This is a genomic window from Pseudomonas eucalypticola, assembly GCF_013374995.1.
In the GTDB taxonomy this organism is placed as follows: domain Bacteria; phylum Pseudomonadota; class Gammaproteobacteria; order Pseudomonadales; family Pseudomonadaceae; genus Aquipseudomonas; species Aquipseudomonas eucalypticola.
Map to the genome: position 1 here is coordinate 4,216,452 of NZ_CP056030.1, position 23,102 is coordinate 4,239,553.

The following is a 23,102-nucleotide window of genomic DNA, read 5'->3' on the forward strand; positions in this document are numbered from 1 at the left end:
TTATTCCCAGTTGCCCAGGTCAGCGCTGTAGCCGTCGCCGCCGGGTTGGCCGTCCTGGCCATAGAAGATCAGGTCGAAGCTGCCGTGCTCACCGGGAAAGCGGTAGCCGAAGGCATGGCCGAACGGGTCTTTGAGGTCCGACGGCTTGGCGTACGGGCCGGCCCAGTTGCCGCCGTTGCTCGGCTTGGTCACCAACTGGTTGAGGTTGGCCGGCGGCGAACCCACGTCCAGCGCGTAGCTTTCCACCTTCATGCTCAGGCTGGCCAGTTGCGCCTTGCCGGCGCCGTACTTGCCCTTGTCGACGTTGCCGCCCACCTGGCGCACGACGATGGTGGCGACGATGCCCAGCAGCACGATCACCGCGAGCATTTCCAGCAAGGTAAAACCGCCCTGGCGACGGGCCGACTTCATGGTTTTCATGGGGTTGGTTCCTTTAAATGTTACTGGTGAGGCTCATCAGCGGCAGCATGATGGCGAGCATGATCACGGCGACCATCACGGCCATGACCACGGTAAGGCTGGGCACCAGAGCAGCGAGCAGGCGGTCGATGCCGCGCTTGGCTTCGACGTCGAACACCTCGGCGACTTTCAGCAGCATGCTGTCCAGCTCGCCGGCCTGTTCGCCGACGTCGATCATCTGGATCGCCAGTTCCGGCAGCAGCGGTTGCTGGCCGAACGCACTGGACAACGTGCCGCCACCCTTGACCCACTCGGTGGCGTGTTCGACCTGGGCGACGACGGCGCGGTTGCTGCACACCTGGCGCACGATCTGCAGCGCCTGCAACAGCGCCACGCCGTTGCTGAGCAAGGTGCCGAGGGTGCGCGCCAGGCGGGCGGCTTCGATGCGTTGCAGCAACGGGCCGATGACCTTGATGCGCAACAGACGCCGGTCGTTGCGCTGGCGCCGGGCCGGGTCGCGCAGGGCGATCGCCGTGCCCCAGACGACCACGATGAACCCGGCAAGCACCATCAGGCCCCAGGCGCTGAGGAACTCGCCCAGCGCCAGAATCACCTGGGTAATCAGCGGAATCGGCACGCCCAGGTCGCGGAAAATCGGCACGAACTGCGGCACCACGTAAGCCAGCAGCAGGGCCAGGGAACCCAGCACGCCGACGATCAGGAAGGCCGGGTAGATCAGCGCGTTGATCACTTCGCCGCGCAGGGTCTGGCTGCGCTCCAGGTAATCGCTGAGCTGGCGCAGGGTGTTTTCCAGGGCGCCGCCGGCCTCGCCGGCACGGACCATGCTGATGTACAGGGTGGAGAACTGCCCGCCCTCCTCTTCCAGCGCCTGGGACAAGGGCTTGCCGGCTTTCACCTGTTCGCGGATGCGCTCGATCAGGGCGTGGGCCTTGGGCGCCTGGGTCTGCTTGAGCAGGATGCCCAGCGAGCGTTCCAGGGGTTGGCCGGCGCCCAGCAGGGTCGCCAGTTGCTGGGTGAAGCTGACCAGTGCCGCGCCATTCAACGCGCCGCGGTTCAGGGCCCGGCGCAGGCCAGGTCCGCCCAAGGCATCGACCTGCACTACCAGCAGTCCACGTTTTTGCAACAGCGCCACGGCGCCCTGCTGGTCGGGCGCTTCAATGCTGCCCTGCTGGCTGGCGCCATCGTTATCCAGGGCGCGGTACTTGAAATGAGCCATGGCTTATTCGCCGCGCGTTACGCGCAGCACCTCCTCCAGCGAGGTGATGCCCGCCACGGCCTGGCGCAGGCCTTCTTCATACAGTGTGCGCAGCCCGCCGCGACGGGCGGCCTGCTCCAGCGTCGCAGCATCGGCCTGGCGCATCAGCAGGCTGCGCAGCTCTTCATTCATCACGAGCAATTCGGTGATGGCGCTACGGCCGAAGTAACCACTGCCGGTCGCCGACACGGCGGGTTTGTAGAGCAGGATGGGGCGCTGGTCGGTGAAACGGTCCAGGCCATGTTCGGCCACCAGCTCGGCCGGCGCTTCGAACGGGATGCGCGTGGCCGGGTCCAGGCGGCGCACCAGGCGCTGGGCCAGAATGCCCTTCACGGTCGAGGCAATCAGGTAGCTCTCCACGCCCATGTCCAGCAGGCGGGTGATACTCGCCGCGGCGCTGTTGGTGTGCAGGGTGGAAAGCACCAGGTGGCCGGTCAGGGACGATTGAATGGCGATGCGGCAGGTTTCCAGGTCGCGCATTTCGCCGATCATGATCACGTCCGGGTCCTGGCGCACGATGGAGCGCAGCGCCCCGGCGAAGTCCAGGCCGATGGCCGGCTTCACCTGAATCTGGTTGATGCCTTCCAGTTGATACTCCACCGGGTCTTCCACGGTGATGATCTTGCGTTCGGCCGTGTTGAGGCGCGACAGCGCGGTGTACAAGGTGGTGGTCTTGCCCGAGCCAGTGGGGCCGGTCACCAGCAGGATGCCGTGGGGGTTTTCCAGCACATCGAGGAAGCCTTCCAGGCGCTCGCCATCGAACCCCAGGCTCTGGAAATCGAAGCTCACCGTTTGGCGATCGAGCAAACGCATCACCACGGACTCGCCAAAGCTGGTGGGCACCGTCGACACCCGCAGATCCAGCTCCTTGCCCTGGATGCGCAGCATGATGCGCCCGTCCTGAGGCAAGCGGCGCTCGGCGATGTCCAGGCGGGCCATGATCTTTACCCGGCTGATCACCGCCGCCGAGGAACTGGACGGCGGCGCCTCGGCTTCGTGCAACACACCGTCGATGCGGTAACGCACCTTGAGCTGGCTTTCGAACGGTTCGATATGAATGTCCGATGCGCGCTGCTCCACGGCCCGCTGCATGATCAGGTTGACCAGGCGGATGACCGGGGCCTCGCTGGCCAGGTCTTTCAAATGCTCGATGTCTTCCAGCGCCCCGCTGTCTTCGTCCAGCGTCTCGATCAGCGAGCCCATGGCCGAGCGCCCCTGACCGTAGTAACGCTCGATCAGGCTGTCGATCTCGTTGCCGGGGCCAATGGCCAGGCGCACTGGCGCCGCACAGGCGTGGGCCACGGCTTCGAACGGGTACGGGTTGCCGGGGTGGGCCACCAACAGCTCGACGCCCTGTTCGTCCCAGGCCACCGGCACCACACGGTAGTGGCGCAGGAAACGTTCAGTGAGCGGCGGCACGCGTTCCAGCGTGCCAGGCGCCTGTTCGGCGAGCATCAACGGCACGGCGAGCAAGGCTGACCAGGCCCGCGCCAGTTCCAGCTCCGACACCAGCCCCAGCCGCGTCAGCAACGCTGGCAATTCGCTGTCGTCGTCTTCGGCGGCCAGGCGGCGGGCACGCTCCAGGTCGACGGCCTTGAGGCCGGAATGGCGCATCAGCCATTGGCACACCTGAGCATCGTCGGGGGCGGCGGGAAGGGTCGGGGAAGTGTCAGGCACGGTGGGCAACTGTATCTGGGGGCCAGGGCATCAGCGACGATGCCCGGCCGGATGAAACGCGGAGGGTCAGTTGGCGGTTTTCTTCGCCGTGGTGTTCAGCGGACGGCCGCCTTTCTTCGACTCGTTCTTGTGTTTCTGGGTGGCCTTGGTGTCGTGGCTCTGGGTCATGACGGTGGAGTCGGAAGCGCCGGAGGCGGTGGACGCGTCAGTGGAATCTGCAGCGAAGGTGGCGCCGGCGAACGACAGGCTCAGGGCTGCGCAGGCCGCCACGAAAGACAGTTTCATAACAAGTAACTCCATTGAGCGGAAAATAAGAAAGTTCAAATAGCCATCACTGAAAGTTGAACTGCGACAATAGCGCACAGTGCCAGCTTGAAGAACTAGCGAACCGAGACAAGCACCCTCGAAATCGCTAAACCCATCGACCAGTAGGTTTTGCAATGGTTCACACATCCGGACACAAAATCACGAAAATCGACGAAAAAAACCTTTCGATTGACAAGAGACGACAACAATTGTCTTAATTTCGCCGCTATCGGGGCTGATTCAGGCTACAAACGATAGCGTAATAATGGCACCTCCTATATAGACAGAAAGCATGACAAGTTGATTTAACTTGTTTGAAAACATGGTCCGCACAGCGCCCTTTTTTGCAACTTGGCAATCAGGGCGATGGCCGCGTTTTGTCTGGAGAAAGTGCTCAGCCCACCCGGGCAGGCACCGCCGTATATGGACACCACTGGCCGTTGGAGTAACACATGAACAAACGTAGAACCTTGGGCGCGCAATCGGCGCTGGCTCTGCTGGCCTTGGCCATTTCACAGGTACACGCCGCCGACCCTGCCCAGCAGCAAGCGCGTGAAGCACGAGCCGACAAGGCAGCGCAGCAGACCCTGGCGAAAATGACCCAGGAAGAAAAGCTCAACTACCTGGCCGGCACCGGTGGCTGGGACGTCAAGCCGCTGACCCAGTACGGCATCCCGCAAATCTACGGTGCCGACGGCGGCGCTGGCATTCGCTACACCAGCAACGGCAATGACCAGGGCGTGGTCTACCCCGCCGGCCCGAACATCGCCGCCACCTGGAACCCGCGTCGCGCCATCGACTTCGGCCGCGCCCTGGGCTATGACGCCGCTACCGGCGGCTACCAGTACGTGACCGGCCCAGGCATGAACCTGTACCGCACCCCCTACGGCGGCCGTGCGTTCGAATACCTGTCCGGTGAAGATCCGTTCCTGGGCGCCAGCCTGGGCCCTGCGGTGATCAACGGCATCCAGGCCCGTGGCGTGTGGGCTGAAGCCAAGCACTTCGCCGCCAACGACCAGGAGACCAACCGTTTCACCCTCAACGAAACCATCCCCGAGCGCGTGCTGCGCGAGATGACCCTGCCCACCTTCGAATCGGCGTCGAAGAACGGTAACGTGGCCATGATGATGTGCTCGTTCCAGAAGGTGAACGGCGACTACGCCTGCGAAAGCAAGCACATGATCGGCGAAATCCTGAAAAAGGAATGGGGCTACAAGGGCTTCGTGCAGAGTGACTACAACGCCATCATCACCGGGATCACCGCGGCCAACGCCGGCACCGACCTGGACATGATGGGCTACCAGATGAACGCCACCGCCCTGACCCCGTACGTGGAAAACGGCCAGCTCAGCGCCGCCACCATCGACGACAAGGTGCGCCGCATCCTGCGCCAGATCTACCTGTTCAAGTTCGACAGCAAGACCCCGTCCACCGTGCACAACATGAACAGCGCCACCAGCAACAAGACGGCACTGAACGTGGCCCGTGAAGGCATCGTGCTGCTGAAGAACAAAGGCGACGTGCTGCCGCTGGACGCCAAGAAAGTCAAGAAAATCGCCGTGGTCGGTAATCTGGCCAAGTACGCGCCGCCGACCGGCTTTGGCAGTGCCAACGTCGAGGCCACCCAGTACATCAGCGAGCTGTCGGGCATCGCCCAGACTGCGCCGAACGCCAAGGTCGACTTCATCGACGGCCTGTCCCTGGACCCGACCGTGTCCACCTGGAGCCACACCGACAGCAGCACCGGCAAGAACGTGGCCGGCCTGACCGCGGAGTTCTTCACCAACGCCACGTGGTCCGGCGACCCTGCCGCCACCCGCACCGACACCCACGTGAACATGGACTGGTCCAGCGACACCGACCTGCCCACCAATGGGGATACGTCCAACACCTCGGTACGCTGGACCGGCCAGGTCACCCCGACCACCAGCGGCGACCAGGTGTTCAAGGTGCGTGCCGACGGCGCCGTGCGCCTGTGGGTCAACGGCCAGGAAATCATCAACAACGGCGACGGTGAGCACTTGCCCACCAACAGCATCCCGCCGACCATCCCCGTGTCGGGCAAGATCAAGCTGGAAGCGGGCAAGGCCTACGACATCAAGCTGGAATACTCGCGCCGCGACGGCTACCTCTCCACCATGGGCGGCATGGTCGGCGTGCAGATGAGCTGGGCGTCCCTGGCCGCGCCACAAGACCTGTCCAAGTACGACGCGGTCGTGGTCGCCGTGGGCAACAGCAACGAATACGAAGGTGAAGGTTTCGACCACGGCTTCGACCTGCCTGAATACCAGAACGAGCTGATCAACAGCATCGCCAAGGTCAACCGCAACACCGTGGTGGCCATGCACGGCGGCACCGGCCTGAAGATGAGCGACTGGATCGACAACGTGCCGGCCGCGCTGCATGCCTTCTTCCCTGGCCAGAACGGTGGCCAGGCAGTGGGCGAGATTTTGTTCGGCAAGGTCAACCCGTCGGGCAAGCTGCCGATCAGCATCGAGCGCAACATCGAAGACAACCCGCTGTACGCCGACTTTCCGAACTACGACAACAGCGGCGCGCTGACCGAAACCAGCTACAAGGACGACCTGTTCCTGGGCTACCGCGGTTACGAGAAGAAGCACACCAAGCCGCTTTATCCGTTCGGTTACGGCCTCTCGTACACCACCTTCGGCTACAGCAACATCAAGGTCACCCCGGGGACCGCAGTGGGCAACGTGCCGATCAAGGTGTCGTTCGACCTCACCAACACCGGCAAGCGTGCCGGCGCCGAAGTGGCCGAGCTGTACGTGGGCCAGCAGCACCCGAAAGTCGAGCGCGCCCTCAAAGAGCTGAAAGGCTACAAGAAGGTGTTCCTCAAGCCGGGTGAAAGCAAGCGCGTGACCATCGAGCTCAACGACCGCTCGCTGGCCTACTACGACGAGAAGAGCAAGCAGTGGGTGGTCGACGCCGACACCTTCGACCTGTCGCTGGGTGCTTCGTCCCAGGACATCAAGCTGCACGCCAAACTGGTCAACCCGTTCCGCCAGGAACTGTCGACCACCACCAGCAACCCGTTGCCACGCGCAGCGCTGAAGGCCACCCAGGTGACCTTGCCAGCGATCAACACCGGCGGCCTGTACGACCAGACCGACAGTGAGGACGCCGACACCAGCGACAGCGGTGACTACGACACCACCTCGACCACCACCCAGGGTTCGGCCAGCGGTAACTGATACACCTGCCGGTCCGGGTGCTCGCCGCCCGGACCGTAGCAGCGGACCTGGCCGCGTCCGGCCGCCACGCGGTGCATCAGGCAGTGAGCGGCGGCTGGGACGCGGCCAGGTCCGCTGCTACGGCGCCTATTATCCCCACAATAGAATCAATGATTTCCTTTTTCGGCTAATTGTCCCCTCAAGGGCAACTTCGTACAGTGTCCCCCATGCCGCGCACCCACCCCTCGGGTCGCCGCCAACACCGACCGAACCCTTGAAGGAACATCACCATGACCCTGCGCGCCACCCTCACCGCTTCCCTGCTGGCCCTGTCCATCGGCAACGCTGTCGCCGCCGACAACCAGGCCGAACATCACACCCAAGCCTTCCTCGACGCCCTGAACAGCAGCGGCGGCAAGCCACTGGAGCAACTGAGCCCCAAGGATGCCCGCGCGGTACTCACCGGTGCGCAGCAATCGGTGAAGGTCGACCTGTCGGGCACCGAGGTCAGCGACAAGACCATCCAGGCCGACGGCCAGGCCATCCAGTTGACCATCGTGCGCCCCGCCCATACCAAGGGTGACCTGCCGGTGTTCATGTTCTTCCACGGCGGCGGCTGGGTACTGGGGGACTACCCTACCCACGCACGGTTGATTCACGACCTAGTGGTGAATTCCGGCGCCGTGGCCGTCTACGTGGACTATACGCCTTCACCTGAAGCCCACTACCCCACCGCCATCAACCAGGCCTACGCCGCGACCCGCTGGGTGGCCGAGCATGGCCAGCAGATCGGTGTGGACGGCAAGCGCCTGGCCGTGGCCGGCAACAGCGTGGGCGGCAACATGGCCGCGGTGGTCAGCCTGATGGCCAAGGAACAAGGCACGCCCGCGCTGCGCTTCCAGCTGTTGCTGTGGCCGGTGACCGACGCCAGCTTCGATGACGCCTCGTACCAGCAATACGCCGAAGGGCACTTCCTGACCCGGAACATGATGACCTGGTTCTGGGACAGCTACACCACCGACGCCGCCCAGCGCGCCGACATCCACGCCTCGCCGCTGCGTGCCAGTGCCGAACAGCTCAAAGGCCTGCCACCGGCCCTGGTGCAGACCGCCGGCCTGGACGTATTGCGCGACGAAGGCGAAGCCTATGCCCGCCACCTGGACGCCGCCGGTGTCGAGGTCACGGCAGTGCGCTACAACGGCATGATCCACGACTATGGCCTGCTCAACCCACTGAGCACGATTCCCGAAGTAAAGGCCGCCATGCGTCAGGCCGGTCAGGAGTTGAAGGTGCACCTGAACTGAGCCCGCTCCCGCGGCCAACCCTGCCTGTAGCAGCGGACCTGGCCGCGTCCCATCCGCCGCGCAGTACCAGGCACCCCGCATGAATACTGCCGAGGCCTGCGAGCAACCCCACCAATAGGTCCCACAGCCATAGTGTGGCTATCCCGCGCGAATGGACGCGTCCAGGTGCGCCAGGTACTCATCAAACCGCGCCACCAGGTCCAGCCCTTCGGGAAAGCGCAACCACTGCAACTGCAACCCGTCCATCATCGCCAGGCATTCCTGCACCACCCCGCCCAGGTCGACATCGGCACGCACCTCGCCCAATACAACCAACGCCTGCAACTGGCCCACCATGCGCGCCTGAATGGTCGCGTAACGCGCCTGGAACCAGGCCCACGCCGGGTGGCCCTCCACCAGGCTTTCGGCGTTGAGCATGCTGAAGGCACGAATCACCCCCGGTGCGGTGGCGTTGGAACGGTTGATGGCGCTTAGGCTGCCGAGCAACCCGCTCAGGGTGGCCTCGCCGCGCACTTCATCGGCGATTTTCTGGCTGACCTCGTCGCGACGGTCCAGCACCGCCATCAGCAGCGCACTCTTGTTGGGGAAATGGTGCAACACGCCGGCCACGGAGATGCCGACCAGCTCGGCGATACGCGCAATCGACGCGCCACCGTAGCCCTCCAGGGAAAACATTTGCAGGGCAGCGTCGAGCAGTTCCTCGCGGCGCTTCTCGCCCTTGGGGGCGCGCCGCTGGCGCGGCGCGGGCTTGGCAGGTTGAGAATCTGAAGTCATGAACAGCATCTTGAGTTCTTTTTCGAGCCGACACCGTAACGTGATCGGCCTGCCCACGGCAAATCTCAGGCCTTGAGCAACGGGTACAACGAAGCCACCAGCATCAACGCCATGGCCCAATTGAACAGGCGCAGCCAGCGCGGCTCACTGAGCACATTGCGCAGCGCACTGCCGCAACTGACCCACACGCACACACTGGGCAAGTTGATCAACGCGAACAGCGAAGCAATCACCAGTACGTTGCTCACATACCCCTGGGACGGCACATAGGTGGTGATGGCGCCGATAGCCATGATCCATGCCTTGGGGTTCACCCACTGAAACGCCGCAGCCCCCAGAAAGCTCATGGGCCGGGGCGCCTCGCTGCTGTCGCCCGAGGGCGGACCGGAGTGGGCGATCTTCCACGCCAGGTACAACAGGTAACTCGCCCCCGCCCAGCGCAACAGGGTGTAGGCCCACGGCAGCACCTTGAACACTTCCGCCAGGCCCATGCCCACCGCAACCACCATCACCATGAACCCGATGCTTACGCCCAGGGCATGGGGAATGGAGCGGCGGAAACCGAAGTTCACGCCGGAGGCCAGCAACATGGTGTTGTTGGGGCCCGGGGTGATGGACGACACGAAGGCGAACAGGGCGGATGCGTACAGCAGGTCGAGGGAGGACAGCATGGCGGCGAACTCGGGTGGTTGGGCCGTGTGACAGTAAAGCATTGCAGGTTGGGGGCTGAGGTACAGCCAAATTAAATTGCACCTGTACAGTTTTATTTTTTTTTGTTAACGGCATAACAGATGTGCGGTGGGTGAACGCTGCGCGCTGACTTGCAGCGCTTTGGCCATCAGGGCGCGCGCAAGTGCTACCTATCCAAGATCCGGCTGCAGGTATTGCACGGCTGACAATGTATGAACTGGGCGCGGTGCTATCAGAAGTCATATCGTAACGTCACCCCGGCGGTTCTGGGGCTGCCGATGGAGCCGCTGTAGGCGCCGTTGGACACTGCCGATGCGGTCAGGTAGTAATCCTTGTCGGTAAGGTTGCGTACCCATAGCGACACGTCTGCCTGCCCATCGCCCACATCGAAACGCACGCCGGTGGACGCATTGACCAAGCCGTAGGCGTCGATTTTCGAAAGCGCCGAATTGTCCAGCGTGCCTTCTGCCGCTGAGCGGTAACTGTACGAGAGGTTCGCGTAGGGCTGCAGGCCGTTCGCCAGGTTCCACTGGTAATGCCCGCTGGCGTTGGCGATCCATTTCGACGCCCCGACCACGGCGTGTCCCGACAGGTCGCAGGTGGCCGCTGCGTTGACGGTACTGACTTCGCCTGGGCAAGGGGCGTTTTTGAACGACAGGTAGGTGGTGTCGTTGTACGAGCCGTTCAGGTTCAGGGTCAGGCCTCGCACCGGCAGCCAGGTCAGATCCAGTTCGGCGCCGCGCGAGCGCACGGTACCGGCGTTGGCCAGTACGGTAACCGGCGTCGCCGAGGCGGCGGTGATGACACGCGTGGAGGCCTGGTAGCCGTTGACGCCCATCCAAAACAGGTTGGCATTGACCAGCAGGCTGCGGTCGAACCAGGTGCTCTTGAAGCCCACCTCGGCGTCATTGAGGCGTTCGGGGCCAATCACGAGGCTGTCGCTATCCATGCCGCTGGACGGCACCGCCAGGTTGATGCCGCCGGACTTTTCGCCGTGGGCCAGCGAAGCATACGTCATCAGGTTGTCGCTGAGGTGATAGCTCAGGCTCAGCAAGCCGGAGGGCGATGCGCTGTGCAAACCGAATTCGCCGGACTGATACCCGCCCATCTGGGCTTGGCGACTGGCTTGCAGCGCGGTGCTGAGCGTTGCGCCGCCGGTAGGATCAAAGCGATGCACGTCGGCGGTTTTTTCCTCATAAGTGCCGCGGATGCCCGCGGTCAGATCCAGGCGATCGGTGAGGTGCCAGTTGCCCTGGGCGAACAGTGCATAGCTATCGGTGGTGACTTTGCCATTGGTCTGCGTACTGACATTGTTGTAGATGTCGCGGTTGACGCCGGTCAGGAACAGGTCGGCATCGGGGCCATAATCGGCGAAGTTGCGGTTGCCGGTGTCCTGCCGGTAAAGGTAAGCACCCAGCACGTAGTCAAAGGTCTCGCCCACGGGCGAAGCCAGGCGGATTTCCTGGGAATACTGGCGCGTGGTGACCTCGGTGCCGCTGTCCAGAATTGCCGGCTGGTCAGTGAGGTCGGCGTCGTTGTGCGGCAGGAAGTGCCAATAGCGGTAGGCGGTAATGGACGTCAGGCGATAACCGCCGTCCAGATTCCAGTTGGCCTCCAGCGAGCTGCCGCCCTGGAACACCGCGAGCGACTGCGGCGAGTCGATGTTCACGTTGCCGTCGCGAGCATAGTCGGGGTTGGCGCCGATCAGGGTGGCGCGCTGGCGGAAGCGGTCCGAGGCACCGTATAGGGTCAGGACGCCATTGGTGGATTTTTCCTGGTTGTAGTCGGTGATCCAGCGCAGGCTGAAATCATCATCGGGCTGGAACAGCAGTTGCCCGCGCAGGCCTTCGCGCTCACCGCCATTGAAACTACGCCCATCGTGTTGGTTGTCCACGTATCCATCGTCGCGGGTGCGATAGAACGACACGCGCCCGGCCAGAGTGTCGGTTAGCGGGCCCGACACGGTGCCCTTGGTTTGCGCGTAGCCGTATTCGCCACCGCTCACCTCCAGGCTGCGCTCGGGGGTAAACGTGGGTGCGCGGGTGCTGATGTTAAGCACGCCGGCGGTGGTGTTCTTGCCGAACAGCGTACCTTGCGGGCCGCGCAGCAGCTCGATCTGGTCCAGGTCCAGCAGATCGAAGCTGGCCATTCCAGGGCGCGACAGATAGACGTTGTCGATGTACAGCCCAGTGCTGCCCTCCAGCCCCTCGCCCACCTGGTTGTTGCCGATGCCGCGCACGGCGATGTTGGAGACTCGGGACTGGCTATAGGCGATGTTGACGCTGGGCAGCGCCTGTTGCAGGTCCTGCAGGCGGTACAAGCGCTGATTTTCAAGTGCCTGGCCGCTGAGGGTGGTCATGGGCGTGGGAATGTCCTGGGCGTTTTCCTCGCGACGGCGGGCGCTGACCGTGACAGTTTCCAGGTGGGTATCGGCCTGGGCATCGCCCGTAGCCGGGGTGTCCGCCCAGGCCGGCAGTTGAATCAGGGCCAGCAGCAAGGCTGCGCCGGGACGACGCGCAAACGGCGCGGCAAAACGTGGGTTGACCTTCAAGCGAAACATCCTTTGCGCCCAATGGCGCTATCGGGAATGGACAGGGGCTGGCCGAATGCCGGGCAGCCGACATCACTTTCCCAGGGCGAGGGTCAAGCGTGGTGGAAGTGCCCGTGAACCAGGCCACGGGCAGCCTGTGCGGCGGCTAGCCGAAGAAACGACTGGCCGGCCTGGCCAGGCCGTAGCGCTGGCGCAGGGTGTGTTGCTGATAAGCGGTGCGGAACAGCCCGCGCTGTTGCAGCAACGGGATGACTTCGTCGATGAAGGTTGCCAGCATCGCCGGCATGATCGGCGGCATCAGGTTGAAGCCATCGGCAGCGCCATTCTGGAACCATGTCTGCATGGCGTCGGCGATCTGTTCGGGGGTACCGGCCAGGGTGTAGTGACCGCGGGCGCCGGCCAATCGTGTCAACAACTGGCGCAAGGTGGGCCGCTGGCTGCGCACCAGTTCCACCACCACCCGCGCACGGCTTTGGGCGGCCTGCACGCCGTCGGGATTGGGCAGGTCATCGACGCTCAGCGGCAAGTCCAGGGGCAGGCGCGAAAAGTCATGCCCGCCGAAGCGCGCCGACAACCGAGCAAGACCGGTTTCCAGTGCGGTCAGGGCGTTGAGCTCTTCCAGCAACTGCCCGGCCTGCTGGTCGCTTTCAGCGACAACAGCGCTCAGGCCCGGCAGCACCAGCAGCTCATGGGGCTGACGCCCGACCTCGTGCACCTGTTGCTTGAGCGAGCGGTAGAAGGCCTGGGCCGTCGGCAAATCGGGCTGGGCGGTAAACACTGCTTCGGCATACTGGGCGGCAAAGCGCTGACCGTCCGCCGAGGAGCCTGCCTGGAACAGTACCGGATGACGCTGCGGCGAGGCGGGAATGTTCAAGGGCCCACGTACCTGGAAATGCGCGCCGCGATGATTCAGGGCAGCAATCCGTTCAGGCTGCAGGTACTGGCCCGCGCTGCGGTCATCCAGCACGGCGTCGTCGGCCCAAGTGTCCCACAGCCCTTTCACCACCTCCATGAACTCGAAGGCGCGGGCGTAGCGTTCAGCGTGCGGTGGCTGGTGGTCGTGGCCGAAATTGGCCTCTACGCCGTTGACCCACGAGGTGACGATGTTCCAGCCGATGCGGCCCCGTGACAGGTGGTCCAGCGCCGCGAACTGCCTGGCCAGGTTGAACGGCTCCATATAGGTGGTCGACGCCGTGCCGATCAGACCGATATGGCGGGTGGTCGCGCTGAGCGCCGCCAGCAGGGTGATCGGCTCCAGTGGCGTGATGGGTGAATGGCCCTGGGTATCGCCGACCGCCAGCACGTCGGCCAGGAACAGTGAGTCGAGCAAGCCCTTCTCCGCCATGGCGGCCAGCGCCTGGTAGTGTTCGACGTCGGTGAGCGAAGTGGACGGCGCCAGCGGATGGCGCCAGGCCCCCTCGTGGTGGCCACGGCCGAAGACAAACAGGTTCAAATGCAGTTGACGGTTCATGGTTGGATTACCTGAAGGGAAGCTTCATCAACGCCCAGGCTTTGCAGCAGTGCGTCACGGCACAGCGCAAGCTGGGGGTGTGCGGTACTACGGGGGTGGGCCAGCGTCACCGGCTTGTCGTCAACAATGCGCCCGCCATCGAGCACCACCACGCGGTCGGCCAGCAGCAACGCTTCGTCGATATCGTGGGTGACCATCAGCACGGTCAGTTGCTGGCGCTGTACCACTTGGCGCAGCAGGGCCTGCATCTTCAGGCGGGTCAGCGCATCCAGCGCGCCGAAAGGCTCGTCGGCCAGTAGCAGGCGAGGCCGGCGCACCAATGACCTGGCCAGCGCCACGCGCTGTTGCTCGCCGCCGGACAACTCGCCCGGCCAGGCACCTTCGCGCCCAGCAAGGCCGACCATGGCCAGCGCCTGGCGCCCGGCCAGTGCCGCGCCCGTGCCTGGCAAGCCCAGGGTGACGTTGGCCAGCACGCTCTCCCAAGGCAGCAGGCGCGAGTCCTGAAAGAGCACGGCCCTGGGCGTGGGTGCGGTGATGCTGCCCTGCCCCTGCACCTCGCCGTCCAGGCCGGCCAAGGCGCGCAACAACGTGCTTTTGCCCGAGCCGCTGCGGCCCAGAATGGCGACGAACTGGCCAGCCGGAATCTGCAGGTTCAACTGGTCCAGCACCCGGCATGTACCGAACGCACGGGTCAGGCGGTCGATGCTGACCGGCAAGGGCGTGAAGGAGGTCATGAGCCGATCACCTTGCGGTAGCGCAACACACGGTATTCCACCACCCGCACCAGCCGGTCACACACCAGGCCCAGCACCATGTACGTCACCAGCCCGACGACGATCACATCAGTCTGGCCGTAGTCGCGGGCACGGTTCATCAAATAACCGATGCCCTGGGTGGTGTTGATCTGCTCCAGCACCACCAGGGCGCCCCAGCAAATCGTCACCGCAAAGCGCAGGCCGACAAAGAACCCCGGTAGCGCGCCCGGCACCGCCACCTTGCGGATGAAAGTCCAGCGGTCAAGGTCCAGCGTGTGCGCCAGCTCCACGTAACGCAGGTCGATGCCCTTGAGCGCCGCGTGGGTGCCCAGGTACACCGGCAGGCAGACACCGCCTGCGATAAGCGTGATTTTCATGCCGTCGCCAATGCCCAGCCACAGAATGGCCAAGGGGATCAGCGATAGCGTGGGGATGGCGCGCTTGATCTGCACCACGCCATCGATCAGCGCATCGCCGAGGCGCGTCAGCCCTGCGACCAGCGCCAGTACCAGGCCCAAGGTGACGCCAATGGCCAGCCCGGACAGCGCACGCCGTGCCGAGGCCAGCAGGTGCGGCCATAGCACGCCATCGGCCAGCAGACGGTAGCCAGTGGTCAGGGCAGTGGACGGTGGCGCCAGCACCTTGGGCGATAGCCAGCCCAGCTGGGCGGCCAGCTCCCAGGCCACCAACAGCAGGCAGGGGCCCAACAACGAAGCGCCTTTGCCCAGGGGCGCGGGCACCAGCCGACGTGGCCGGTGAACGGCTTGCGCGCGGTCAACGGGCATTGACTGCCTCCTGCTGTTCAGCTTCCCGGGCAAACTCCAGATCAAATTCGTCGCGAGCCTGCAGATGTGCCGGCAAGTCGCCTGCCGCATAAATCAGATCGATCACCGCCTGCTGTGTGGGGATAAGCTCGGCCAGCGTCGGCACAGTGAGGTTGCCTTGGGACTCGACGATGCGCTGCGCATCCGCGGGGTCCAATTGCTGGCGCTTGACGTAGTACGCCTGGGCCCACGCGTCAGGGTGGGCCTGGGCCCATTGGTTGGCCGCGATCCAGGCTCGGCGCAGTTGCAGCAAGGCCTGGCGTTTGGCCGGGTCCTTGAGTGCCGATTCGCTGGCGTACAGGTAGTTGATGTCACTGGGCAGTCCCTGAAGGTGCTGCTCGGGGACAAAGCGCGCCAGGTGGTCGGCGCCCGTGCCCACATAGCGGCTGAAGTGCGGCTCGATCAGTGGTGCCACGTCCACCTGCCCACTGCGCAGGGCATCGGGAAAGTCACTGACGCGCAGTGGCACCAAGTGCACATCCTGGGGCGTGAGCCCAGCCTTGCGCAACGCGGCCAGCACGAAGGTCTGCCGTGCAGTGCCTTCGGCGTAGGCGATTTTCAAGCCTTTGAGGGCCTCCAGGCGCGGCACTTCCAACCCGGCGCGAACGGCCAGTTGGTAAGCCGGGCGGTCGTGGCTGACAGCGGCTATGATGCGCACCGCCTCCCCTGCGGCCTGGGCTTGGACGGGAGGGGTGCTGCCAGCGATACCGACGTCGATTACCCCGGCGCGGAAGGCTTCGAGTATCGCCGGGCCACCGGCGAAATTGGCATAGCTGAGTGCTGGCGGCTGCGATTGGGTTTCACCCCAACGCTCGAGCAAGGCTTGGGTGGCCTCGTTCTGGTCGGCCAGGGTGAGCGCTGGCGCGGCCTGAGCGGCGGCACACGCAAGCGCCAGCAGCAGCCCGGCGGTGGCCGGCCACAAGGGAAGGGAAACATGCATCGGTGCGCTCCTGCTCCAGACCGCCCACGGCACGGGCAGTCGAAGAAAACATCAGGGGCAAATCCAGCGTAGGGTATTGTCCGCGGCCTGCCGGGTGACAGGTGGGAGCACTCTAGCGATCAGTTTCGCTTATGTGAAATTCGAATAACTACTAAACCAATAACCATTAAAAATTATATATGGAATAACCTAATCGTTATGCCATCCCGCGCGCCGCTTCCCGCGCGCATTCCACCACTGCGCGTACAGCCGAGGTAGCCTCGGTGCGCGTATGGAACATCCACACCGACGGCAGAAAACGCGCGCCGGGCAATGCCAGCACGGCAAAATCCGCCGTGATTTCCGGCGCCAGCGCCGCGCCAAGGCTCATCATGCCCAACCGGGTACCGCCTGCCAGCATCGAGCGGTAGACCTCCCGGGAGGTCGTGCGCACACTCCCAGGTCCTTGGCTCAGGCTATTTTCCTGCATCCAGGTGTTCAAGGCTTCGAAGGCCGGGGACTCGGTGGGCGGCAATACCCAAGGCTGTCGATCCAGGTCCTGAGGCAGCAGGTGCTGCTTGTGGGCCAGCGGATGAGTGCGACTGCAGATGATCACCAGAGGATCTTCGTAGAGCAGTTCCCCCGCCACAGCCGGGTCGGCGAACTGCGGCGGCACGGCGCGGCTGAACAACACGTGCAGGGTGCGGTTGACCAGTGACGTATAAAGCTTGTCGCTGGTCTCGCTGAGCAGATTGATCGACACCCCGGGTGCGCGCTCCTGCAGCAGCGTCAATAGCGGCGTGGCCAGGCTTTGCATCACGCTGGGCACCGCGCCGATAGTGATCTCGCCCCGCAGGCCCGCCGACATGCTGCCCAGCTCCTGCCGGGCCTGCTCCAGCTGGAACATCACCTCCCGCGCCCGGCCAAGCAAAATCTGACCCGCTTCGGTGAACACCAGGCCATTGCTGACCCGCCGTACCACGTCCAGGCCCAGCCCTTCCTCAAGTTCCGCCAACTGACGGGACACCGCCGGCTGCGTGACGCCCAGCTTCTGCGCAACCAGACGTACCTGGCCCCATTGGCCGAGCATCACCAGCACGCGCAGGTGGTGGAGTTTGAGGCCACGGCTGAAAAAACGCTCGAGTAAGTCCATGCTATGTCCAGAATCACCGGTGGGAATCGCTTGAAATGCAGATAACAAACATTAGGTCCAGAACAATGACTTGTGCCTTACCCCTGGACACCGGTCTGAGGCTGCTCGGAAGCAGGCCGACATGAGCCAGGCCAAAGGCGGCGACAACCCAGCAGATGCTGAACCACCTCTGCTGTATTCTCCAGCGTTACGATCGTCGGAACCGAGCCTGGCCAGATCCGCAGGTGTCGAACATCGTCGGCGTTGGTAAGTTCACCCTTCAATCCCCGAAAATTATAAAAAGCACGCCCAACAATTCAATAAGAAGCAATGGATACGCGACACACAGCACCCATCGCACCATAACCTGAAGCGCCCTCCCCTTAGACTTACCGTACAACTCATACGATGTTATAAACATAACTAAAGCGGGCAGCACCCCAAGTAAAAGCAACGAAGCCATCACCTACCCTCCAAACATTATCCCCAAGCCCAGCATCACAGACACCCAAAATCACCAAAATGGCAAAACTGATGAAACGCAGGATGCACCTGGATAGCGAGTCAGCAGAATCGTCTTCGCTATGGCCAATGCTTCCGCTGGAGAAGGGTATCCTGGGTTAATCATCTGAATGCATCCTTGCCATCGTCGTGCCTGGATCATCTCATGCGTCGAGTTTGGGTCAAGCAGCATGCCATGTCTGCTAAGATAAAGCGTTCAGCATCCACAAAAAGAAATTACCGGAGCCAAACGCCACCAGCGCAACGATGTGAACGACCACCCTGGTGATTATCGCCGTATTGTAGTTGAGGTGCTGATGTCCGATGGCAGCAGCCAGCATCGGGCACAAACTGCTGCTCCAGTTCTTTTTCTAAAAATCGAAACGCTGGTCAAACACTAACTGTTCACCCACCATCACGGTGCATTGGCGGGCCACTTCAATCGGCATCACCTTGCCCAGCAACGGCGCCAGCGCCTTATTGAATACTTTCTCGCAGGCGGCGTCTTCGCTGAAGGCTTGGGAGTTACCGGCCGCGTCGGCGGTAATCCGGCAGGCTGTCACCAATTCGGTGGGCAACTCGTTCAATGGCACCTTCCTGGCGCCGACGCCGTGCAACTCGATCAGCTCGCTGCACGCACCTTGGGCCGGACCTTCCTTGATGGTTTTGGTGAAGGCGACGCGTTGGTAGTCATCGCCGGCGAACAGCACCTGATCGTTGACCGTTACGCGGTACTGTGAGGGTTTGAAGGCAATGGTCTTGATACAGAACTGTGTGGCGACCGGTTTGCCATCAATCTCAGTTGTGGTCGCTTTGCAGCCTGGGGTGGCATGGGTGAAGGTGGTATCGGGCGAACTGACGCAACCGGCCAGAGATAGCAGGCACACACCGAACAGCATTGTTTTCATGAGACTTCCTGTGCTCAAACATACATACCGCCTCCAGCAGGCGGCTCCGGAGACGGATCTTACCAGCGACAGGGGCAAAAAGCAGTCTCACGCGAAGGGCAGCCACAGGCAGGAGCGGTCGGTCATGACAGCAGAAAACCGGCTGGATTCACGTTGCGTGATTTGGCGATCAGGACCTGCCATACCTCACGCACTCCTCGCCAATACGGCACAGCCCGCAACTGCTATTCAATGCTTCCGTATAACTAATTGGGTCTACGCTTGACTGATCATTAGCCGGCAGGTGGCCTCATGAGTAACTTTCCTATCGTTGCAACAGTGCTTTCGATGTTGTTGGGTCTTTCTGTCACCCGCCTGCTTCTTGGTGCATTGACGGTTTTCCGCATCCGTCGAACAGCGGCTACCGATTGGGTTGCTCTGGTTTGGGCCGTAATGCTTTTTACGACACAGCTAGATTTCTGGTGGGCTGTAAATGCACTACCTAGCGTAAAAGAGTCATACTCATTTCCAGAGTTTTTATTACTGGTCTTATTAGCGCTCTCGCTATTCGTCTCTGCCGCCCTACTGCTACCGAGCCGCAGTGAGGACGAGCAAAATGGCCTCCGCATTTACTTTGAACAAGATGGCAGATATGCACTACTTTCTCTATCAACTTATCTATTTCTCGGCCTTATTGTAAATATTCTCCTATTCAAAGCATCTCCCCTATCGCTTTGGGCTGCCTTGGATGTAATGATGATTGCCCTTCCCGTCTGTGCTTTTTATGCCAAATCACGAAAATGGTACTCTCTTATCGCCATTGTTTATGTGCCACTTAACGCGATAGACATGGCCATATCACTTGCAAATTAAGCTCGCATTGAGTGTTCGGAATTAACGGTAGCACCCAGAATTCCGTCGGACTGAGCTGTGGGCTCCTAGTGACAGACAGGGGGCGACCGCCGCAGTTGATTCGAACCGTGCCGACTGCACTCACCGTACAACGCGTGGTGTAGGCCAGCTGTGTGACTGGTCGACTGCTGCCGTCTGCGTAGGGCAGCAAAGGGTCGGTCGCAGCATTTCGTAACAGGCAGAAATCGGCCGGAAGCGAACCCCCATCGAACGCCCCTCATGCGTGACGCTTATACGTCAGGTAATCATGGGCACCGATACCGGTGCATGAAAACCCCGCCTTCTCGTACATCCTCCTCGCGGGGTTATCAGGTCGCACACTCAACCGCAGCTGCGTGAATCCGTGCCGTGCCGCGTCCTGTACATAGGCCTCCAACAGGGCCATTCCCACCCCGCTACGCCGATGTTCTGGACTAACATGGATAGTGCAAAGTTCTGCGTAACTCTGATCAGGTATCCAGAGTGAGTAACCCGCGAAGGCATTACCCATGAACGCGACGTTCAGACGGTCAAAATTCTCTACCCAACGCGTCAGGTGCCGTTCCAGTTGGGCTCGCCACGATGCTTCATGCTCGGGCTCCCAACAGCGGATATAGCTCTCCTCACCTCTGTAGATGGCCGGAAGATCGGTAACACGTGCTTGTCTGAGTTGTAGTGCCATTCCATTAGCCTTTGATGACGTGAAGGTATGGTATGGCCTTCCTGACATTTCGCAAAGCCTCACGGTGGGTCCCACCAGTGGCTACCAGGCAGTCGTGAAAGGCAACTAACGGTCAATAGCAACCCTTCGACCCAACCCCCAAGTCCATGCAATTACGCACAGGTTACCTTCCAATGGTAGCTAGCTTGAAATCAAGCCGGGGCTCTCGCCGATAAAGCTATAGCCAGTGCGAACACACCAGAATTTCGGTGACACCATAAATCGGGAATGAGTGTGAACCAGCCCCATGCATGTATGCCTCTTTTCCGAGCAAAAAAGCTAGGTTGACGATGAATACCACTACACCAAGCCAGCAGCCCAAGCCAGGTTGAAGGCGTCCTGACTTGAAGTAGAAGAAGAGCCTGCACATGGAGGCCTCTGGCAGATGAACTCAGACGAGAAAGCAAGAAAAACCGTGTCCGATATGTTCGAACACGGTGCGAGACTCCCGGCGATGAAGTGGGTAGAGTAACTCAGCCGATATCGACCTTCATGGCAATGTCCCAGCTCGCGATCGTGTCCCAGGAAGTGGTGTAACTAAACCAATCGAAGGCGCCCTGCGGGCGAAAGAGGTTGGTCATCGTGGTTTTTGGCTAACGTTGAGTTTGCGAAGACCTAACACTCACCAGGGAAACCACGATGACCAAACCTACTATCGCATTGACCGAGTTGGTTGAGAAAGGGGCAGATGCTGATCTGCTCAAGCAAATGATCCAGTTCGTTGCCCAGCGCATGATGGAATTCGACGTCGAGAGCCTGTGCGGTGCCGGGTTCGATGTCAAAAGTCCTGACAGGCTAAACAGCCGCAACGGCTACCGTGATCGCCTCTGGCAAACCCGCGCCGGCGATGTTGATCTGAAGATCCCCAAGCTGCGCCAAGGCAGCTACTTTCCAGGCTTTCTGGAACCACGGCGTACTGCCGAAAAAGCCATGGCAGCGGTGATCCAGGAGGCGTACATCCAGGGCGTCTCGACGCGCTCAGTGGACGAGCTGGTCAAGGCGATGGGGATGTCCGGCATCTCAAAAAGCCAAGTGTCACGGCTGGCCGGCGAGATCGATGAGCGCGTACACGCCTTCCTTGATCGCCCGCTTGAGGGCGACTGGCCTTACCTATGGATCGACGCCACCTACGTCAAGGTCAGGGAGGCCGGCCGTATCGTGTCGGTCGCCGTCATAATCGCCGTGGCTGTGAACACCAACGGCGGCCGTGAAGTACTGGGCATGAGGGTTGGGCCTTCGGAAGCCGAGCCGTTCTGGACAGACTTCCTGCGAAGCCTGATGCGGCGTGGGCTCCGAGGCGTGAAGCTGGTCATCTCTGATGCTCACGAAGGGCTCAAGGCCGCAGTTTCCAAGGTATTCCATGCGACTTGGCAGCGCTGCCGCGTGCATTTCATGCGCAATGCCATGGCCCACGTCGGCAAGGGTCAGCGGACGATGGTGGCGGCGCTACTTCGCACGGTGTTTGCCCAGGACAGCCGTCAGGAATGCCACCAGCAATGGCGCCTGGTAGCTGACCAGTTACGTGAGAAATACCCAAAGATCGCGACGCTTATGGATGGCTGCGAGGATGAAGTGCTGGCGCACATGGCCTTCCCCAAGGCGCACCGGCAGCAGCTGCACAGTACTAATCCGTTGGAACGGTTAAATGCTGAAATCAAGCGCCGCACCGAGGTCGTGGGTATCTTCCCGAACGATCCAGCCATCACTCGCCTAGTCGGGGCGATGCTGCTGGAACAGAACGACGAGTGGTGCCTGCAAAGGCGCTACATGCAGTTGGAGGCCTTCGAGGCGGTCAGCGATAATCCACAGGCCAAGCTGTCGGCCGTGATCAACTAAACGGCAAACTCAGTGGCTCAAGCCTTGATGAGTTACACCACTTCCTGGGACACGATCGAACCAGCGATACGCCAGGTTCAAATGGGCCTCTTCACACAAGCGCCGTTCGGAGCGAATGCCATAGCAATAGCCCACGACTAGCATGCGGATCATCAGCTCAGGATCAATCGAAGGACGCCCAATCGGGCTGTAAAAATCGGTGAGATAATGGCGCAGTTCGCTCAAGTCGAGGCACTGATCAATGCTGCGCAGAAGGTGATTGGCGGGGATGTGATCTTCAAGGTTGAACGAGTAAAACAGCCGATCCTGCCCACTCGATAACTGTCCCATCATGCTGCGTATTCTCCCGCTGGCCGACGGGTATATTTTGCCGCAAGCCAGACAGGAGCGATACGAGCCAATCAAGAATGACCCGAATGGGCGTTAATTTTCGCAGGTATCGTTTCGTAGATCGTGCCACATATGGACTTTCGAAACGAATTGCTGCCCTACTGCTACCGCCAAAGGCTCTATTCCAAATGGCTTGAATCCCATTCGCTCATAGAGCCCTTGTGCACCTCGATTGCCCTCGGTGACGGTGAGCTGAACGAGCAAAAGCTGAGACTGGGATTTCGCATAGGCCAGGACGCTGCGCAGCAGTTTATATCCGATGCCTTTCTCTCGATGAGCGAGTGGAACGTACATTCCGAAGAGCGTGGATTTGTGGCTGGCCTTCTTTCTTCTTTCAACAGAAAGTCCAGCGACTCCAAGCAAATCCTCACCCTCAAACGCAGCGAACACCACATCGGCAGCATCAGATCCACTATTAAGCCTTTTCTCCCACCAGTCGATGGGTAAGGCTTCGCGCTCGCCGACATCGGAAGTAAAAGCGTCGGGATGAAGGCGATAAGCCTCAAGCATTAGCGCTCGATACGACGAGGCATGATCCGGGGTCAATCGTTTAATTATCGTGGTCATCGAAATCACATTTCATGGTTGTGCACTGATTATGTTCTTT

The 23,102-nt window shown here is 61.7% G+C and carries 19 protein-coding genes and 1 pseudogene; 4 read left to right on the forward strand and 16 right to left on the reverse strand.

All coding sequences use genetic code 11. From position 1 onward, the window contains the following. From gspG to HWQ56_RS18515, 4 genes are read right to left on the reverse strand one after another with little or no spacing between them, the layout of a single operon-like run. Positions 1 to 411 carry a type II secretion system major pseudopilin GspG gene (gene gspG, locus HWQ56_RS18500; protein ID WP_176572430.1) on the reverse strand — a complete coding sequence of 137 codons (411 nt, stop codon included), beginning with the start codon at positions 409 to 411 and terminating at the stop codon, positions 1 to 3. Between the two features lie 22 nt (positions 412 to 433). Continuing rightward, complete coding sequence (gspF, locus tag HWQ56_RS18505) at positions 434 to 1,636, reverse strand: type II secretion system inner membrane protein GspF (protein WP_176571429.1); 1,203 nt, start codon at positions 1,634 to 1,636, stop codon at positions 434 to 436. A gap of 3 nt (positions 1,637 to 1,639) precedes the next feature. After that, the gene (gene gspE / locus HWQ56_RS18510) at positions 1,640 to 3,361 is read right to left on the reverse strand and encodes a type II secretion system ATPase GspE (protein WP_176571430.1); all 1,722 of its coding nucleotides are present in this window, start codon (positions 3,359 to 3,361) and stop codon (positions 1,640 to 1,642) included. 57 nt (positions 3,362 to 3,418) lie between these two features. Next, the gene (locus HWQ56_RS18515; protein WP_158158570.1) at positions 3,419 to 3,637 is read right to left on the reverse strand and encodes a hypothetical protein; all 219 of its coding nucleotides are present in this window, start codon (positions 3,635 to 3,637) and stop codon (positions 3,419 to 3,421) included. A gap of 473 nt (positions 3,638 to 4,110) precedes the next feature. On the opposite strand from HWQ56_RS18515, the gene HWQ56_RS18520 reads away from it, so the two are divergent. Continuing rightward, positions 4,111 to 6,870, forward strand: coding sequence for a beta-glucosidase (locus tag HWQ56_RS18520; RefSeq protein WP_176571431.1), 2,760 nt, complete (start codon positions 4,111 to 4,113; stop codon positions 6,868 to 6,870). 269 nt (positions 6,871 to 7,139) lie between these two features. Next, positions 7,140 to 8,153 carry an alpha/beta hydrolase gene (locus tag HWQ56_RS18525; RefSeq protein ID WP_176571432.1) on the forward strand — a complete coding sequence of 338 codons (1,014 nt, stop codon included), beginning with the start codon at positions 7,140 to 7,142 and terminating at the stop codon, positions 8,151 to 8,153. 138 nt (positions 8,154 to 8,291) lie between these two features. Here HWQ56_RS18525 and HWQ56_RS18530 read toward each other — a convergent pair whose 3' ends face one another. The 9 genes from HWQ56_RS18530 to HWQ56_RS18570 all read right to left on the reverse strand — a co-directional run bounded on the left by HWQ56_RS18530 (position 8,292) and on the right by HWQ56_RS18570 (position 18,678). Continuing rightward, positions 8,292 to 8,927 (reverse strand): TetR/AcrR family transcriptional regulator, encoded by a 636-nt coding sequence (locus tag HWQ56_RS18530; protein WP_158154711.1) that lies wholly within the window; start codon positions 8,925 to 8,927, stop codon positions 8,292 to 8,294. A gap of 65 nt (positions 8,928 to 8,992) precedes the next feature. After that, positions 8,993 to 9,598 (reverse strand): LysE family translocator, encoded by a 606-nt coding sequence (locus tag HWQ56_RS18535; RefSeq protein ID WP_176571433.1) that lies wholly within the window; start codon positions 9,596 to 9,598, stop codon positions 8,993 to 8,995. 251 nt (positions 9,599 to 9,849) lie between these two features. Further along, a complete protein-coding gene (locus HWQ56_RS18540; protein WP_176571434.1) occupies positions 9,850 to 12,177 on the reverse strand; it encodes a TonB-dependent receptor in 2,328 nt (775 codons plus the stop codon). 136 nt (positions 12,178 to 12,313) lie between these two features. Then, on the reverse strand, positions 12,314 to 13,639 hold the full coding sequence (locus tag HWQ56_RS18545) for an LLM class flavin-dependent oxidoreductase (RefSeq protein ID WP_176571435.1): 1,326 nt from the start codon (positions 13,637 to 13,639) through the stop codon (positions 12,314 to 12,316). Continuing rightward, on the reverse strand, positions 13,636 to 14,373 hold the full coding sequence (locus HWQ56_RS18550) for an ABC transporter ATP-binding protein (protein WP_158154714.1): 738 nt from the start codon (positions 14,371 to 14,373) through the stop codon (positions 13,636 to 13,638). Before HWQ56_RS18550 ends, HWQ56_RS18545 begins: the two co-directional genes overlap by 4 nt. Continuing rightward, the gene (locus HWQ56_RS18555) at positions 14,370 to 15,179 is read right to left on the reverse strand and encodes an ABC transporter permease (protein ID WP_158154715.1); all 810 of its coding nucleotides are present in this window, start codon (positions 15,177 to 15,179) and stop codon (positions 14,370 to 14,372) included. The genes HWQ56_RS18550 and HWQ56_RS18555 overlap by 4 nt, the downstream gene beginning before the upstream one ends. Beyond that, on the reverse strand, positions 15,169 to 16,158 hold the full coding sequence (locus tag HWQ56_RS18560) for an ABC transporter substrate-binding protein (protein WP_176571436.1): 990 nt from the start codon (positions 16,156 to 16,158) through the stop codon (positions 15,169 to 15,171). Before HWQ56_RS18560 ends, HWQ56_RS18555 begins: the two co-directional genes overlap by 11 nt. 196 nt (positions 16,159 to 16,354) lie before the next feature. Beyond that, positions 16,355 to 17,290 carry a LysR family transcriptional regulator gene (locus HWQ56_RS18565; protein WP_176571437.1) on the reverse strand — a complete coding sequence of 312 codons (936 nt, stop codon included), beginning with the start codon at positions 17,288 to 17,290 and terminating at the stop codon, positions 16,355 to 16,357. An 851-nt stretch (positions 17,291 to 18,141) separates the two neighbouring features. Beyond that, the gene (locus HWQ56_RS18570) at positions 18,142 to 18,678 is read right to left on the reverse strand and encodes a hypothetical protein (protein ID WP_176571438.1); all 537 of its coding nucleotides are present in this window, start codon (positions 18,676 to 18,678) and stop codon (positions 18,142 to 18,144) included. Positions 18,679 to 18,969: 291 nt separating this feature from the next. On the opposite strand from HWQ56_RS18570, the gene HWQ56_RS18575 reads away from it, so the two are divergent. Next, positions 18,970 to 19,530: a hypothetical protein gene (locus HWQ56_RS18575; RefSeq protein WP_176571439.1), complete on the forward strand. Its 561-nt coding sequence runs from the start codon at positions 18,970 to 18,972 to the stop codon at positions 19,528 to 19,530. A gap of 256 nt (positions 19,531 to 19,786) precedes the next feature. Here the strand turns inward: HWQ56_RS18575 and HWQ56_RS18580 are convergent, their stop codons facing one another. Next, on the reverse strand, positions 19,787 to 20,278 hold the full coding sequence (locus HWQ56_RS18580) for a GNAT family N-acetyltransferase (RefSeq protein WP_318533136.1): 492 nt from the start codon (positions 20,276 to 20,278) through the stop codon (positions 19,787 to 19,789). A gap of 630 nt (positions 20,279 to 20,908) precedes the next feature. Between HWQ56_RS18580 and HWQ56_RS18585 the strand changes: the two genes are divergently transcribed. Next, positions 20,909 to 22,105, forward strand: coding sequence for an IS256 family transposase (locus HWQ56_RS18585; protein WP_176570464.1), 1,197 nt, complete (start codon positions 20,909 to 20,911; stop codon positions 22,103 to 22,105). A 48-nt stretch (positions 22,106 to 22,153) separates the two neighbouring features. Here the strand turns inward: HWQ56_RS18585 and HWQ56_RS18590 are convergent. After that, positions 22,154 to 22,438 (reverse strand): annotated as a pseudogene (locus tag HWQ56_RS18590) (transposase); the annotation flags it as partial. Positions 22,439 to 22,528: 90 nt separating this feature from the next. Further along, positions 22,529 to 23,062: a GNAT family N-acetyltransferase gene (locus tag HWQ56_RS18595; protein ID WP_176571440.1), complete on the reverse strand. Its 534-nt coding sequence runs from the start codon at positions 23,060 to 23,062 to the stop codon at positions 22,529 to 22,531. Between the last annotated feature and the right edge of the window lie 40 nt (positions 23,063 to 23,102).